At 67.7% G+C, this 13,261-nt stretch carries 15 protein-coding genes; 6 read left to right on the top strand and 9 right to left on the bottom strand.

The genetic code is table 11. From position 1 onward, the window contains the following. Positions 1 to 66: 66 nt before the first annotated feature. Both ACIA12_RS21000 and ACIA12_RS21005 read left to right on the top strand, forming a co-directional pair. On the top strand, positions 67 to 969 hold the full coding sequence (locus ACIA12_RS21000; protein WP_396368698.1) for a glycoside hydrolase family 43 protein: 903 nt from the start codon (positions 67 to 69) through the stop codon (positions 967 to 969). Positions 970 to 1,040: 71 nt separating this feature from the next. Continuing rightward, complete coding sequence (locus tag ACIA12_RS21005) at positions 1,041 to 1,970, top strand: hypothetical protein (protein WP_396368699.1); 930 nt, start codon at positions 1,041 to 1,043, stop codon at positions 1,968 to 1,970. Here ACIA12_RS21005 and ACIA12_RS21010 read toward each other — a convergent pair. Further along, a complete protein-coding gene (locus ACIA12_RS21010; RefSeq protein ID WP_396368700.1) occupies positions 1,957 to 3,324 on the bottom strand; it encodes a PLP-dependent aminotransferase family protein in 1,368 nt (455 codons plus the stop codon). The two genes, ACIA12_RS21005 and ACIA12_RS21010, sit on opposite strands and share 14 nt — an antisense overlap. 66 nt (positions 3,325 to 3,390) lie before the next feature. Here ACIA12_RS21010 and ACIA12_RS21015 point away from each other — a divergent pair, with 66 nt between their 5' ends. Further along, positions 3,391 to 4,077, top strand: coding sequence for a pyridoxamine 5'-phosphate oxidase family protein (locus ACIA12_RS21015; RefSeq protein WP_396368701.1), 687 nt, complete (start codon positions 3,391 to 3,393; stop codon positions 4,075 to 4,077). Positions 4,078 to 4,080: 3 nt separating this feature from the next. On the opposite strand, the gene ACIA12_RS21020 is transcribed toward ACIA12_RS21015, so the two are convergent. The 6 genes from ACIA12_RS21020 to ACIA12_RS21045 all read right to left on the bottom strand — a co-directional run bounded on the left by ACIA12_RS21020 (position 4,081) and on the right by ACIA12_RS21045 (position 9,451). Further along, a complete protein-coding gene (locus ACIA12_RS21020) occupies positions 4,081 to 4,722 on the bottom strand; it encodes a TetR/AcrR family transcriptional regulator (protein WP_396368702.1) in 642 nt (213 codons plus the stop codon). After that, complete coding sequence (locus ACIA12_RS21025; protein WP_396368703.1) at positions 4,722 to 5,990, bottom strand: methyltransferase family protein; 1,269 nt, start codon at positions 5,988 to 5,990, stop codon at positions 4,722 to 4,724. Before ACIA12_RS21025 ends, ACIA12_RS21020 begins: the two co-directional genes overlap by 1 nt. After that, positions 5,987 to 6,787: a hypothetical protein gene (locus ACIA12_RS21030; protein ID WP_396368704.1), complete on the bottom strand. Its 801-nt coding sequence runs from the start codon at positions 6,785 to 6,787 to the stop codon at positions 5,987 to 5,989. The genes ACIA12_RS21025 and ACIA12_RS21030 overlap by 4 nt, the downstream gene beginning before the upstream one ends. A 241-nt stretch (positions 6,788 to 7,028) precedes the next feature. Next, complete coding sequence (locus tag ACIA12_RS21035) at positions 7,029 to 7,817, bottom strand: ABC transporter permease (protein ID WP_396368705.1); 789 nt, start codon at positions 7,815 to 7,817, stop codon at positions 7,029 to 7,031. Beyond that, positions 7,814 to 8,776: an ATP-binding cassette domain-containing protein gene (locus tag ACIA12_RS21040; RefSeq protein WP_396368706.1), complete on the bottom strand. Its 963-nt coding sequence runs from the start codon at positions 8,774 to 8,776 to the stop codon at positions 7,814 to 7,816. Before ACIA12_RS21040 ends, ACIA12_RS21035 begins: the two co-directional genes overlap by 4 nt. A 141-nt stretch (positions 8,777 to 8,917) precedes the next feature. Further along, on the bottom strand, positions 8,918 to 9,451 hold the full coding sequence (locus ACIA12_RS21045; protein ID WP_396368707.1) for an EXLDI protein: 534 nt from the start codon (positions 9,449 to 9,451) through the stop codon (positions 8,918 to 8,920). Between the two features lie 72 nt (positions 9,452 to 9,523). Here ACIA12_RS21045 and ACIA12_RS21050 point away from each other — a divergent pair, with 72 nt between their 5' ends. Further along, positions 9,524 to 10,465: an alpha/beta hydrolase gene (locus ACIA12_RS21050; protein ID WP_396368708.1), complete on the top strand. Its 942-nt coding sequence runs from the start codon at positions 9,524 to 9,526 to the stop codon at positions 10,463 to 10,465. Positions 10,466 to 10,483: 18 nt separating this feature from the next. Here the strand turns inward: ACIA12_RS21050 and ACIA12_RS21055 are convergent, their stop codons facing one another. After that, the gene (locus ACIA12_RS21055) at positions 10,484 to 11,092 is read right to left on the bottom strand and encodes a hypothetical protein (RefSeq protein ID WP_396368709.1); all 609 of its coding nucleotides are present in this window, start codon (positions 11,090 to 11,092) and stop codon (positions 10,484 to 10,486) included. A gap of 294 nt (positions 11,093 to 11,386) precedes the next feature. Then, a complete protein-coding gene (locus ACIA12_RS21060) occupies positions 11,387 to 11,653 on the bottom strand; it encodes a cell division protein CrgA (RefSeq protein WP_396368710.1) in 267 nt (88 codons plus the stop codon). 105 nt (positions 11,654 to 11,758) lie between these two features. On the opposite strand from ACIA12_RS21060, the gene ACIA12_RS21065 reads away from it, so the two are divergent. Both ACIA12_RS21065 and ACIA12_RS21070 read left to right on the top strand, forming a co-directional pair. Further along, on the top strand, positions 11,759 to 12,526 hold the full coding sequence (locus ACIA12_RS21065) for a DUF881 domain-containing protein (RefSeq protein ID WP_396368711.1): 768 nt from the start codon (positions 11,759 to 11,761) through the stop codon (positions 12,524 to 12,526). 39 nt (positions 12,527 to 12,565) lie between these two features. Next, a complete protein-coding gene (locus ACIA12_RS21070) occupies positions 12,566 to 13,183 on the top strand; it encodes an aminodeoxychorismate/anthranilate synthase component II (protein WP_396368712.1) in 618 nt (205 codons plus the stop codon). Positions 13,184 to 13,261: the final 78 nt, after the last annotated feature.

Raw genomic sequence — 13,261 nt, forward strand, 5'->3', positions numbered from 1 at the left:
CTTGTGCTCCTAGTGGCGGGGTGCAGCAACCCCGGCAGCGCTCCTGCTCCGCCTGAAGGGACGACGATGGGTTTCACGAATCCGGTGTACGACGGGAACTTCGCCGATCCGCAGGTGGTCGCGGTGGGTTCGCAGTACTACGCGTACGCGACGAACGGGCCGCTCGGCAATGTGCAGACGCTGACGTCGACCGACCTGGTCGACTGGGAGCAGGTGGGCGATGCGTTGCCGTCGCTGCCGGATTGGACGTCTGCTGGGAAGGTCTGGGCACCGGAGGTCGCAGTACAGGGAACTGATCGTTTCGTCATGTATTACACGACTTCTGACGATGCGTCGGGGCGGCAGTGTGTGAGCGTCGCGGTGGCGGCGACAGCCAAAGGTCCATTTGTCGACAAATCGAGTAAACCGTTGATCTGTCAGGTGGACGAGGGTGGTTCGATCGACGCGAGCCCGTTCCAGGACTCTTCTGGGCAGCGCTGGATCTACTGGAAGAACGACGGCAACGCGATCGGCGCCGACACCTGGATCTACGTCTCCCGGCTGTCGCCGGACGGGCTGACGCTGACCGGCGAGACGACGCGGCTGATCAAGCAGACCCTGCCGTGGGAGGGCAACCTGGTCGAGGCGCCGTACGTTGTCGAGCGCAACGGCAAGTTCCATCTGTTCTACTCGGCCAACGCCTACGACAGGGCGGAGTATGCCGTTGGCCATGCGCTCTGCGAGACCCCGGCCGGCCCCTGCGTGAAGTCGGGTGATCCCATCCTCACCACCTCCGACGACGCGGCCGGCCCGGGCCACAACATGGTGCTGGTCAAGGACGGCCGCTACTGGTTCGTCTACCACGCGTGGGATCCGGCGCTGGTCGGTGTCGACCCGCCCGGCCGCACGATGTGGCTGTCCGAGCTCACCTGGAACGGTGACCAACCCGTCGTCCAGCCGCCACGGAAACGCAATCCGGCAACGCCCTAACCTTTCTGGTCCACACCGCATCTAGAGGTATGAAAGCGATAGACGCGATGACGACCACAAGGGGACGAACTGTGACTGGACGAAAGCTCTTCCGTACCGGGTTGGCGCTGGCTGGTGTGGCCGCGTTGACCACCGCAGCGCTGGCGGCACCCGCGCAGGCTGCGAAAACGTCCGCGACGAGTGCCGCCGCAGCCTGCCGGCTGAGCGCCGGATCGGTTACGGCGGCCGGTGCGCAAACCACCAGCACGGTCGGCGGCCTTCCGCCGGTCAAAACCCCGTCCAACATCGCCCATGGGGTGTACCAGCCGGGCAAGGTGCGGGTCAGCTCCTACTTCATCAGCGAGCCGAACATCGCGGGCCTGGACATCTTCGGCTATGTGCTGCAGGGCGACGGCCTCTACTCGCACTCGTACTCGCAGGACGGCACCGGTGAGATCGACACCTCCACGCCCAACTCGCTGACCAGGATCGGCGGCGGCTGGACGAACTTCAAGGCGCTCGAGACCTCGGTGTACATCGCAGGCAACGCCCAGCGCCACACGGCGTACGGGCTGCGGAGTGACGGAACCCTGTTCCGCTGGAACACCTCGGGCGGGTCGTGGCGCTCGACCGGATCCACCGCCGGCTTCCCGTCGGTGAAGTCGATGGCACTGATCGGCAAGACCGCCACCTACGACACGTTCCTGGCCAACCTCAGCGGCGGCGCCCTCTACACGATCAAGATCCCCGCCACCACGCCGATGAAGCCGATCGTCACCAAGGTCCGTCCCTCCGGCTGGGGCGGCTTCGAAAAGCTGATCGCCAACAAGTGCGGCGCCTCAGGCACCCTGCTGCTCGGCATCGACCAGACCACCAAGTCCGGCTACACCTACGCCGTCAGCCACGCCAACGGCACCGCCACGGTCATCCAGAACCTGGGCAAGGTCAACGGCACCTTCCCCGACCCAGTGAACTTCCGCTGGGGCGTAGTAGCCGACCTAGACCCCCTCACCGGCGGGTGAGGACTTCGCAGAGGATTGTCAGGGCCTGGTGGAAGTTTTCGTCGGTGGGGGTGGCGTAGCCGATCACCAGGCCTGGGGGGCCGGGGATGGAGCGGCGGTAGTCGGAGAGGGGGGCGACGAGTACGCCGGCCGCTCGGGCCGCCGCGGCGATGGCCAGGTCGTCTGCTCCTGGGCGGAGGAGCAGGGTGATGTGGAGGCCCGCGTCCTGGCCGACGATCTGGCCGTACGGCTCCAGGACGGCACAGGTGTGGTTGCGGCGTTCGGAGTACAGGCGTTTCGATCGGCGGATGATCTGGTCCAGGTAGCCGTCGCGGAGCATGGCGTAGAAGGCGGACTGGATCGGCCAGGCCGGCCAGTCGTTGGCTTCTTCCCGGTACGTCGCAAGCTGGTCGACCGTCTCGGCGGAGGCGACGAGCCAGCCGAGTCGCAGGGACGGGCTGATCAGCTTGGAGAGCGTGCCCAGGTGGACGACGCGATCGAGGTCGAGCTGGGCAAGGGCGGGGAGCGGCGCTACGTCGTACCGGAACTCGCTGTCGTAGTCGTCCTCGATCAGGGTCGCCCCGGTACGCCGGGCCCAGCGGATCAACTCGTTGCGCCGGGCAACAGGTAGCCGGCCGCCGAGCGGGTACTGATGCGACGGCGTGACGTAGACGGCGGCGAGGCCGGTGTCGAGCTCGGAGACCACCAGGCCGTCCTCGTCGACCGGGATGTCCACCACCTCGAGCCCGTGCTGGCGGGCAGTGATCGCCGCGCTGATGTAGCCGGGGTCCTCGACGGCGAAGCGTTCACCAGGCGTGCCACGGACCGTCAGCAGCAGATGGAGTCCGTGCATCGTGCCGTTGGTGATCATCACGTTCTCGGGTCCACAGGAGATGCCGCGGACCCGACCGACATGCTCGACGAGCGCTGCCCGCAGTTCCGGTAGACCAGCGGGGTGGTCGTAGCCACGCGCAGGTGGTTGGGACGCCACCTCCCGCCACGCTCGCCTCCAGCCAGCGTCTGCCGTCGGGCCGACGTACGGGATGCCTGGGCGAAGCGTGAGGAGTTCCTCGTCGGCGGGCTCGGTCGGGCGCGCCCGCGGACGTAGTACAGGCTGCAGCGGTACTACGTCCGCCACGTAGGTCCCCGACCCGGTACGCCCCGCGATCCACCCCTCGGCGTGCAATTGGTCGTACGCCGCCTGTGCCACCGAACGCGACACGGATAGGTCCTTCGCCAGGTCCCGGGTGGACGGCAGCCGATGCCCTGCCTGCAGGCGCCCGTCACGAATCGCCGCGCGGAACTGCTCGGCCAACTGCAGGTGCAGCGGGCCGGTGCCGCCGCGGCTCAGCACGAGCGGGAGTGAGCTCTGCAAGTGGACTACCTGACTCGGGCGGGAATGGACCGTGCCAGCATGCCACTGAGCCGTCAAGCTGGAAACATGACCACCACACCGCTCTCCCCGACCACCCGGACGAAGCTGCGCCGGGAGAAGGAACGCGCCGCGACCGAACGCAGCGCTCTGCGTGAAGTCCTGCTCGACGGCATGTTCTGCCACCTCGGCGTGATCGTCGACGGAACGCCGCTCGTCCTGCCCACCGCCTACGGGGTCGATTTCGACGCCGGCGCCGACGGCACCCTCTACCTGCACGGCTCGGTGGCCGCTCGGAGCGTGGTCGCCTCGCCCGACCAGACGATCTGCGTCACGATCACCCACACCGACGGCCTGGTGCTCGCCCGGTCCGCCTTCCACCATTCGGTGAACTACCGCTCGGCGGTCATCTTCGGCGTCCCCCGGCTGCTCACCGACGCGGACGAGAAGCTGCACGGGCTCAACCGGATCGTCGACCACCTCGTCCCCGGCCGCTCCACCGAGGTCCGCCCACCGAACCGCAAGGAGCTGGCCAAGACGTCGGTCCTGGCACTCTCCCTCACCGAGGCCTCGGTTAAGTCCCGCTCCGGCGCGGCCAACGACGACGAGGAAGACCTCGACCTCCCGCACTGGACCGGTCTGATCCCGCTCCGCGTGGTGGCCGGCCCGCCGATCACCAACCCGGACTGCAATGTGACGGTCCCCCGCCACATCGACTCCAGGGCCAACAACCTCGGCGCCGCGGCCCTGATCTGAGGCTCAGGGGCTGAGCGGCCGCAGCTTCCGCCGGACGACGCGGCTGGTGACCGGGCCGAGGTTGTCCAGCTCGGTCAGCAGGGTCTCGGTCAGTACTGCGAGCTGCTCGAGCGACCCAAGTGCGCGGGTGGCGCCGGCCGGGTCGATCCCATCGAGCAGCTCGATGCCGACGAATCCCGCCGAGATCGCCCTGGCCAGACCACCCAGGTCGATCAGCGGGAGCAACGGGCTGTCGGCGAGCACTCGATGCAGTGTCTTCTCCACCTCGGCCACCCAGAGGTTGATCGCATCGGCGACCGCCGCCGCCACGACTTCGTTGCCGCGCGCACCGGCGAGCAACTGGGCCAGTACCGCGACGTTGCCCTCCGCATGCTCCGTGACGTGCACCCGCCGCCCGACCGTGAGCAGCTCGGCGAACGTACTCGCCTTGTCGAACTCGTCCCGGTACAGCGCGACCCGTTGCTCGGTACTGGTCCGGCAGGCCTCGGCAATCAGGTCGTTGACCGTGCCGAAGTGGTAGAACACCAGCGCCTGGTTCTGCCCGGCGGCCGTGGCGATGTGCCGGGCGGAAGCACCTGCGAAACCGAGCTCACCGATGGTCTGCAGCGCAGCGTTCAGCAGACCAGCCCTGGTGTCCTTCGCCATCACGTCTCCTTCGCCGTCGGCAGTTGCCGCGGTCCACCACCCATCCCGTCGACCAGCAACTGCAGCATCGGACGGACCACCGGCAACCTGATCGACCAGCCTAGATACGCCCATCCCGGACCACTGTGCTCCAGCCCACGGGCCACAGCAGCCAGACCGCTGGCCTGCAAGTCGTCCGGTCCCACGTACAGAGCCCGGCGCAGCCCCGCCACCGTATATCCCTCGGCGGCACGGATGTTGAGGTCCCGTGGGTTGGTGCACTCAACTAGAGCCCTCGTCTGCCGGCAAATGATGCAGGTGTCCGATAGATAGAGCGCAGCCGGTTCTGCCGCGTATGGCGTGCGCCTGACTCGCCACGGCCGTACCTCGGCGTCATAGGCCAGCCACTGCGGTCCCAAGCGGCTTACGAGGTCACTGCGCTCGTGCGGGTCCGCTACGAAGCGACCGAACGCCACAGCCCCGACAGTCGCCGCCACCAGGGACCAGCTGTGGGTTCCGACGGACAGCAGCGCCAGCATCAGTACTGCCGAGAGCTGCATCGGGTTGGCCACGTAGGCGTAGGGACCCGTGGTGATCAGCTCACTCGGGGGATCCCACGGGTACGGCGTACCGCGACCACGGCTGGCGAACTCGGTCATCGCCGACAAGGCCGGTACCGCGGCCAGCGCCATCAATTGCAGGACAGTGGAGCTCCGCCACAGGGGGTCGTCGACCAGGTGACTCCAGCTGCCGTCGCCACGGGCCATCACCGCTGACGGGAGCAGCCAGAGGGCCAGCCCGGTGAAGGTGAACAGTTGCAGGAGCGCTCGACCAGTGAGCTGCCGCTGGTCGATGGTCCACCTGCCTAGGAGCAAGGCGGGTGGCACTCCGAGCAGGAGCGCGAGCAGTTCGCCGTACAGCCAATGCGGATCTAGCTGGATGAGGCTATCGAGCCGGGGCATGAGTAGGACGTCCAGCCAGCCGTAGGCGAGCACTAAGGCCCAGATGGGCGGGCGGCGGCGGAGTAGAAGCGATACCGGTCCCCAGAGGACAGCCCAGCCGAGCCAGAGATCTAGTGGGATGCCCAGAAAGAGTCCGTCAGTCAATGTGAACCGCCACCACCCAGCAGCCAGCGCAACCTTGTTGGCCGCGCCGACGGCAACGAAGGCGGTCAGGAAGGACAGCAGAGCCGCACCTGCCGTCCTTCGGTCGGGCCGCCGCCACAGGATGAGCGCCAGCCCGATCGGAATGGCCAGGCAGAGCCAGCGCAGCAGGGCGGTCTCGGTCATAGCCCGAGTGAGTCGGCGAAGTGGTCGAGACCGGCGCCCACCATCGCCGCCTCGATCGGGCCGAAGTACCAGCTCGGGTCGAGCCTCCGGGTGAACGAGAGCTCGAGCTTCACCGCGGTCTCGCCGTCCGCCTGCGGAGTCAGCTGGACAACCGCTCGTTGCCAGCTGAGCCAGCGTTGCGTCTTCGACTGGTCCGAAACGACCTTGAACTCGATCCGGCGGCTGTCCCGGACACTGACCTCGGTGACGATCGGGCCGCCGGCCATCGTGAACGTCCACCTGGTCCCGACGGCGAGCCCGTCGCCACTCGATGCGGTCGGGGTGGGATAGCCACTGAACCTGAGCAGGAACGGCCGCCGCGCTGAGAAGTCCGGGCCGCGTTGCAAGCTCTGCTCGACCTGCCGCGGCGACATCGCGACCATGCGCTCCGTCGTCACGGTCTGGACCGGGTCGACCCGATAGGCGGTGCCTTCCAGGCTGGCGAGCAGCAGGAGCGGTAGTAGCGCGAGCGCGGCGCGGCGGCGTTCGCCGTACTCGCGGGCCTGTCGAACGAGCTCGGCGACGGCGTGACCGACGCCGTACACGAGCGGCGAGGCCATCAGGACGCAGGCGGCACCCTCGTGCAGGAAGGCTGAGGTGATCAGCAACCCGAAGGTGACGAGCCGAAAGGTCAGCCCGTGCAGGCTCTTGGCCGGTGGAGCGAGGGCGAGGATCACCGCCAGTACCAGCGGCACCCCGACGAAGAGCGCGGCGGTGTCCAGGTGGCCGGATCGGACGAGCAGAAACGGGGCGGTCACCCCGGTCACCGCAACGATCCCAAGCGCGGCAACCCGACCGCCCCGGCCCCCTGGTCGGGGGGCCGGGGCCGGTTCGGGCGCCGGGTACGTCGGGCCATGGTCGAGCTGGCGATCGATCGGGTGGGGGTCGACCGGGTGGGGGTCGGCCGGGTCTGGGCGATCGGGCGTGGGTGGGTCCGGTGGCGGCGTCATGCTTGTCAGCATAGACCCAGTTTTGAGCGATCGCTCAAACCCATCGATTTCAGGCGGCGGTGCCCTTGTTGTAGCTCTTCTGGGCCCAGAAGTAGCCGACCAGCGCGATGGCCACGCACCAGGCGACGGCCAGCCAGCCGGTGCCGCTGTCCATCGGCATTCCTAGGAGCAGATGGCGCAGCGTGTCGATGACAGCGGTGAACGGCTGGTACTCGGCGAACCAGCGGATGCCGCTCGGCATCGCGTCCAGCGGGATGAAGGTGTTGCTGAGGAAGGGCAGCAGCAGGCTGATCGGCAGGACGATGTTGCTCGCGCCCTCGGCCGTCTTGCTGGTCAGCCCCAGGGCGATCGCGAACCAGGTCAGGGCGACGGTCAGCGCGATCAGCAGGCCGGCGGCCAGCAGCCAGTCGACGACCGACGCGTTCGGGCGGAACCCGATTGCGACAGCGAAGCCGACCACCAGGACCAGGCTGACGATCGTCAGGATCACGTTGCCCAGCACGTGCCCGGTCAGTACCGCCGGCCGGAAGATCGCCATCGTCCGGAACCGGGCGACGATGCCGTCGGAGACGTCCATCGCGGCGCCGACCGCGGGCGACATCGTTCCGGACGCGATCGACATCAACAGGATGCCGGGGGTGAGGAAGTCGATGTAGTCGAAGCCGCCGCCGCCGATCCCGGCCGAGAAGGTCTTGCCGAAGACCAGCCCGAACAGCAGCATCATGATGACCGGCATCCCGAGCGCGCCGAGCGACAGACCGGGGTACCGCTGGGCATGCCGCAGGTTGCGGCGCAACATCGTGGCGGTGTCGGCCAAGGGGTAGCTCGCGGTGCTCATTTGCTGCTCACCTTCTGGTTGTCGGTGCTGGTGGGTTGGCCGGTGACGGCGAAGAACACGTCATCCAGGTCAGGGGTGTGGACGGTCAGTTCGTCTACTTCGAGGGAGGCGTCGTCCAGGCGGGCCAGTAGAGAGCGCAAGGCCTGCACGCTGCCGTCGTTCGGCACCTGGAGGACCAGGGCCTCGTCGTCGCGAGTAGTCGGCTGCAGTACCTGGGCCGCGAGGGCGAATTCGTCGGGTGCGTTGAACCGGAGCCGGACGTGTCCTCCCGGTGCGAGCCGCTTCAGTTGCTCCGGGGTGCCCTGGGCAACCAGCTTGCCGTGGTCCAGTACCGCGATCTGGTCCGCGAGCTGGTCTGCCTCCTCCAGGTACTGCGTGGTGAGGAGGACTGTGACACCCCCGGCGACGAGTTCGCGGATGATCTGCCACATGTTGTGCCGGCTGCGCGGGTCCAGCCCGGTCGTCGGCTCGTCCAGGAAGATGATCCGCGGGTTGCCGACCAGCGTCATCGCCAGGTCGAGCCGGCGCTTCATGCCACCGGAGTACGTCATCGCCGGCTTCTTTCCGGCCTCGACCAGGTCGAACTGCTCGAGCAGTTCCGCTGCCCGGCGGCGTCCTTCGGCGCGGCCCAGGTGGTACAGGTCGGCCATCATGATCAGGTTCTCGGCGCCGGTCAGCAGGCCGTCGACCGCGGAGAACTGACCGGTGACACCGATCGCCGACCGGACCGCTTCGGGGTCCTGGCTCAGATCGTGTCCGGCGACCCGGATCCGGCCCGCGTCGGCGGTGATCAGGGTGGACAGGATCTGGACCACGGTGGTCTTGCCCGCGCCGTTCGGGCCGAGCAGGGAGAAGATGGTGCCTTCGGCAACGTTCAGGTCGATGCCGTCGAGCACGAGGTGGTCGCCGTAGGCCTTGCGCAGGCCGGTGACGTCGAGCGCCGGGGTTGAGCTGTTCATGGGTCCTCGCTTGTTTTCGGGCAGGGTGAACCTGGCCCAGGTGGCTTGAACGTGTGGGAGGAGGAGCGTCAGGGCGTGCGGATCCAGCCGGCCGGCTCAGGAGCCGCCGCCGCTGGGGAGATGTTCAGTTGGTGCGAGTGGTCAGATGTCGAGGTCCTCCACGGTCGGCTGGTCCGCCGCCTCCTCGACCAGGGTGTAGAGGTCTTCCGGGATCAGGTCCCGGAGCTCTTCCACCGTCTCCACGATGTGCAGCGTCGCCTCGCCCTGGGCCATGCTCCAGGTCTGGTTGCTGCTGAAACTGCCGATCCAGCTGCGCCAGCCGGTCAGGTCCTGCGGCTCGCCGTCGACCGTGCCGGCCTGGCTGTACAGGTTGCTCCGGTCGGCATAGAGGACGAACTTCCCGGTCCGGCTGCGGTAGACCTTGAAGGCCTCGTAGCCGTTCTTGTTCGACCGCCCGCCCTCGGCCAGCAAGACGCCGGAGAACCGCTGTTTGCGGCCCGCCCCGCGCCCGACCCGGACGGTGATCTCGTCGAAGCCCTCGAGTCGGCCCTCTTCCATCTCGACGTACCGTCGGAGCGCGGTCGAGATGGCCTGGGACAGGTTTCCGGCGAGTTCCTGGGCCCGCTTGTAGAGCGCCAGGTCGTCATCGGAAACGTAGATCGTCTTGTTCGGCATGATGTCTCCTCCGACGTAGAACTATACGCACATCTCTACGTAGGCGTCTACATATATGGCAAGATCGCCGGTGTGGAGACTGCCGAGGACCGCTACGACCGCCTGACCGACCGCGTTGCCGCCCTGTACGACGAAGGCCTGCAGCCGGTCGCCCTCGACCTGCTGGACGCCGCCGACCCGGACCTGGAGCCGTGGGCCGCCGAGCTGGCCCACCTGCGCGCCTGTCTCCTCGGCTCCCTCCACGAGACGGCCGAGGCGCTCACGACGCTGCAACAGGCGAGCGCCAAGGGAGCCTGGTGGGCCGAGGAGATCCTCACCGATGACGGCGACCTGGCCGCCCTCCAATACCTGCCGGCCTTCCAGCAGATCCTGGAGACCTCCCGAGCCCGCCGGGTGACGTCAGTGGATCCGCCGCTCGTCCAGCTCCCGCAAGGGTCGAGCGACCCCGCGCAGGCGGGCGGGACGGAGGCGGACCGCCGACTCTGCGGAGTCGTGGTTGCGCTGCACGGAGCTGGGCAGCGGGCTGGGCATGCGATGCGGGACTGGGCCGGGGTGCTCGAGCTTGGCTATGCCCTGGTCGGGGTGGAGTCCTCACAGCTCATGTCGCCGATGTACCGGACCTGGCCGGACCCTGAGCTAGCCAGGAAGGACATCGCATGGGCTCTGGCTCAACTACCCGAGGAACTCCGTGGACTCCCCCTGATCGCGGCCGGCTTCTCCGCCGGTGGTCGAGTCGCGCTCGACTGGGCGCTGACCGGGCAACCCGAGCGAGCGGCAGGCGTCGTAGTACTGGCTCCGGCCCTGCGGGAGTTGCCGGCGGAGGCTCAGCTGCCGCTATCCCCGGCAAGCATTCTGGTCGGTACCGAGGACGACCTGCTCGAGGTCGTGGAGGAAGCCGCCGCCCAGCTCACCGCCTTCGGTCTCTCCATCGACAAGCTGCCCGCGCTCGGCCACCAGATCCCCGCCGACCTGACGGACCACCTGCGCGCGCTCCTCCCCGGAACCACTCGCTGATTCCGGGGAGGTAGCGGATCAGCGCGGCGAGTACAGCCAAGGGTGGGGAAGGTCGAAGAAGGTCGGCATCCCGACCGCCATCGAGTTCATCTCGTCCATCTGAGCCTTCAGCTCCGGCGGGGCCTCTTTGCGCTCACCCTCGCGAGCCTCGGCCTCGGAGGTGAAGAACATCGCCATCGTGTACTCACCGTCTCCGTACATCGCGGCCTCGGTGCCGAGGATCTCGGGGCGGAAGCCGGCCCACGCGTCGGAGTCCTGCGCCATCAGCTCGCGGGCCCGCTCCGGATCGCTGCCCTGGCCCTGGATCACCTGGACGAAGCCGGCCGCGTCAGGCTCACCTGTGAGGTCCACGACCACGTCGTCGGTGTCGTGGAAGGTCGCAGCACCCTCGAGGTTCGCCGAGAAGTCGTGCCACCACTGGTCCTGCGCCGGCTGGTCGCTGTTCTGCCGGGCGGCCTCGGCGGACTCGAAGCGGGCCAGCGCGATGAACCGGCCCTCCTCGGTCACCCCGGCCGTCGTACCGAGCCAGCCCTTGGCGTTGGGAGCCAGCTCCTCCATCCACCGGTCTAACGAGGCGTGCGCCTGCTCGGCATCCGCCACTTGTCCCTGAATCACCTGAACGAACATCGCGAGACCCTCCCTAGTCTCCAGCGCCGACGATCGGCCTACTTGACGCTACGCCGATCGCCGATCCCCAGCTGTGGATAAGGCGGTGATCAAACCTGATTTATCCACAGATTTCGTCGATTTCGGCCCCGATCGCGGCCAGGGCGGGGGAAAACCTGGGGACAAGTCCACCGAAAGCTGTGCACACCTGGGGATACCGGTGTGGATAACCACAGACCTGTAATTCAGCCGCAGACCCCGGCCGGTTGCGCCCGATCGCCGGCTGAGGTCTGCGGCTGAGATGTCAGGAAGCGACTAGATCCACTGGGTGGAGACGACGAAGCCGCCCGCGATCAGGCCCATGCCGATCAGCAGGTTCCAGTTGTTCAGGTCCTTCATCACCGGGATGTCCTGCCCGGCCACGTAGAAGACGACCAGCCAGGCGAGTCCGAGCAGCCAGCACCCCAGCATCAGCGGGGCGACCCACACCCGGCTGGTGGTACGCGGCTTCTTCGGAGTCTTCTCCACCTTCACCTTGTCGGTGGCGGACTTCTTGGTCTTGCGACTGCTCGACTCGGGCACGACTCGACTCCTCGTAACGGACACCTGACAGGATCACTACAGGGGACACATAAGCTAGCTCTGGCCTCGGTTAGCGTAGTGCAGACGAGAGCAAGGGGATCACGGGTGAGCAAGCTGCGGCGTTTTTCGCTCTGGCGCGCGACTGCGCCGGTGGCGTTGCTGTGTGCCGGGTTGCTCTTCGCGACCAGCGCAACGAACGCCCGCGGTACCGATCTGCGTCCCAGTCGTAACACTACGCTCGCGGGCCTGGTCGAGGAACAGAGCCGGCGCAGCGCCAGCCTGACCCGTCAGCACGCGGCGCTGACCCAGGACATCGAGAAGCTGCAGGCCCAGCAGGGCTCGATCGAGCCCAAACTGGCCAAGCAGCTGACGGATCTGTCCAACGAGGTCGGTACGACGCCGGTCACCGGTGCGGGCCTCACCGTCACGCTCAAGGACGCCCCGCCCGAGGTGGTCAAGGACAACCCGGACGTCGACGCCGACTGGCTGGTGATCCACCAGCAGGACATCCAGGCCGTGGTGAACGCGCTCTGGGTCGGTGGCGCCGACGCGATCTCGATCCAGAACCACCGGGTGATCTCGACCACGGGCATCAAGTGCGTCGGCAACTCGGTCGTCCTGCACGGCGTGCCCTACCTGCCGCCGTACCGGATCACCGCGATCGGCGACCGCAAGAAGCTGCAGCAGGCGCTGGACGACTCGAAGTACATCGAGAACCTGCAGGACTACGTGGTCCGGTTCCAGCTCGGCTACGAGGTCAAGACCGAGTCCTCGATCGCGATGCCGGCCTACGAGGGCACGCTGGAGCTGCAGAGCGCGACCGTGCCGGGCTTCGAGAAGTCGCCGACCACCAGTCCGTCCGCGACCGGCTGAGCAGGACCGCGCTTCGCCCGGTCTGTGACAATGGTCCGCATGCCGCGGATCCTCGTCGTCGACAACTACGACTCCTTCGTCTACAACCTCGTCCAGTACCTGCAGCAGTTGCAGGCCGACACGACCGTGCTGCGCAACGACGAGGTCACCCTTGACCAGGTCTCGGAGTACGACGGCGTCCTGCTCTCGCCCGGCCCCGGTACGCCGGAAGAGGCCGGCGCCTGCGTCGACATCGTCAAGGAGAAGGGCGGCGAGGTGCCGATCTTCGGCGTCTGCCTCGGCCTGCAGGCGATCGGCGTCGCGTACGGCGGCGTGGTCGGTCGTGCGGACGAGCTGCTGCACGGCAAGACCAGCCAGGTCTTCCACGAGGGCGCCGGTGTGCTCGCCGGACTCCCGTCGCCGTTCACCGCGACGCGGTACCACTCGCTGGCGATCGCCCAGGACAGCGTGCCCGACGTGTTGCAGGTGACCGCCCGGACCGAGGCCGGCGTGATCATGGCCGCCCGGCACCGCGACCTGCCCGTCGAGGGCGTGCAGTTCCACCCCGAGTCGGTGCTGACCGAGGGCGGCCACCGGATGCTCGCCAACTGGCTGCAGATCTGCGGCGACCCCGGCGCCGTCGAGCGTTCGGCCGGGATGGCCCCGGTCGTCAGCTAGTTCAACCAACGCAAAAGGCCGCCGGAGCACCTGCTCCAGCGGCCTTTCGTGTCTTCGGTACTACGAGACTGCGGTCCT

The sequence above is a fragment of the Kribbella sp. NPDC051620 genome, assembly GCF_044453825.1.
GTDB lineage: Bacteria > Actinomycetota > Actinomycetes > Propionibacteriales > Kribbellaceae > Kribbella.

Coding starts and splice junctions, on each gene's coding strand:
- ACIA12_RS21020 (WP_396368702.1), bottom strand. CDS start 4,722: ATGGCGAAGGACACCAGGGCTGGTCTGCTGAACGCTGCGCTGCAGACC.
- ACIA12_RS21025 (WP_396368703.1), bottom strand. CDS start 5,990: ATGACCGAGACCGCCCTGCTGCGCTGGCTCTGCCTGGCCATTCCGATC.
- ACIA12_RS21015 (WP_396368701.1), top strand. CDS start 3,391: ATGACCACCACACCGCTCTCCCCGACCACCCGGACGAAGCTGCGCCGG.
- ACIA12_RS21035 (WP_396368705.1), bottom strand. CDS start 7,817: ATGAGCACCGCGAGCTACCCCTTGGCCGACACCGCCACGATGTTGCGC.
- ACIA12_RS21045 (WP_396368707.1), bottom strand. CDS start 9,451: ATGCCGAACAAGACGATCTACGTTTCCGATGACGACCTGGCGCTCTAC.
- ACIA12_RS21040 (WP_396368706.1), bottom strand. CDS start 8,776: ATGAACAGCTCAACCCCGGCGCTCGACGTCACCGGCCTGCGCAAGGCC.
- ACIA12_RS21070 (WP_396368712.1), top strand. CDS start 12,566: ATGCCGCGGATCCTCGTCGTCGACAACTACGACTCCTTCGTCTACAAC.
- ACIA12_RS21000 (WP_396368698.1), top strand. CDS start 67: ATGGGTTTCACGAATCCGGTGTACGACGGGAACTTCGCCGATCCGCAG.
- ACIA12_RS21055 (WP_396368709.1), bottom strand. CDS start 11,092: ATGTTCGTTCAGGTGATTCAGGGACAAGTGGCGGATGCCGAGCAGGCG.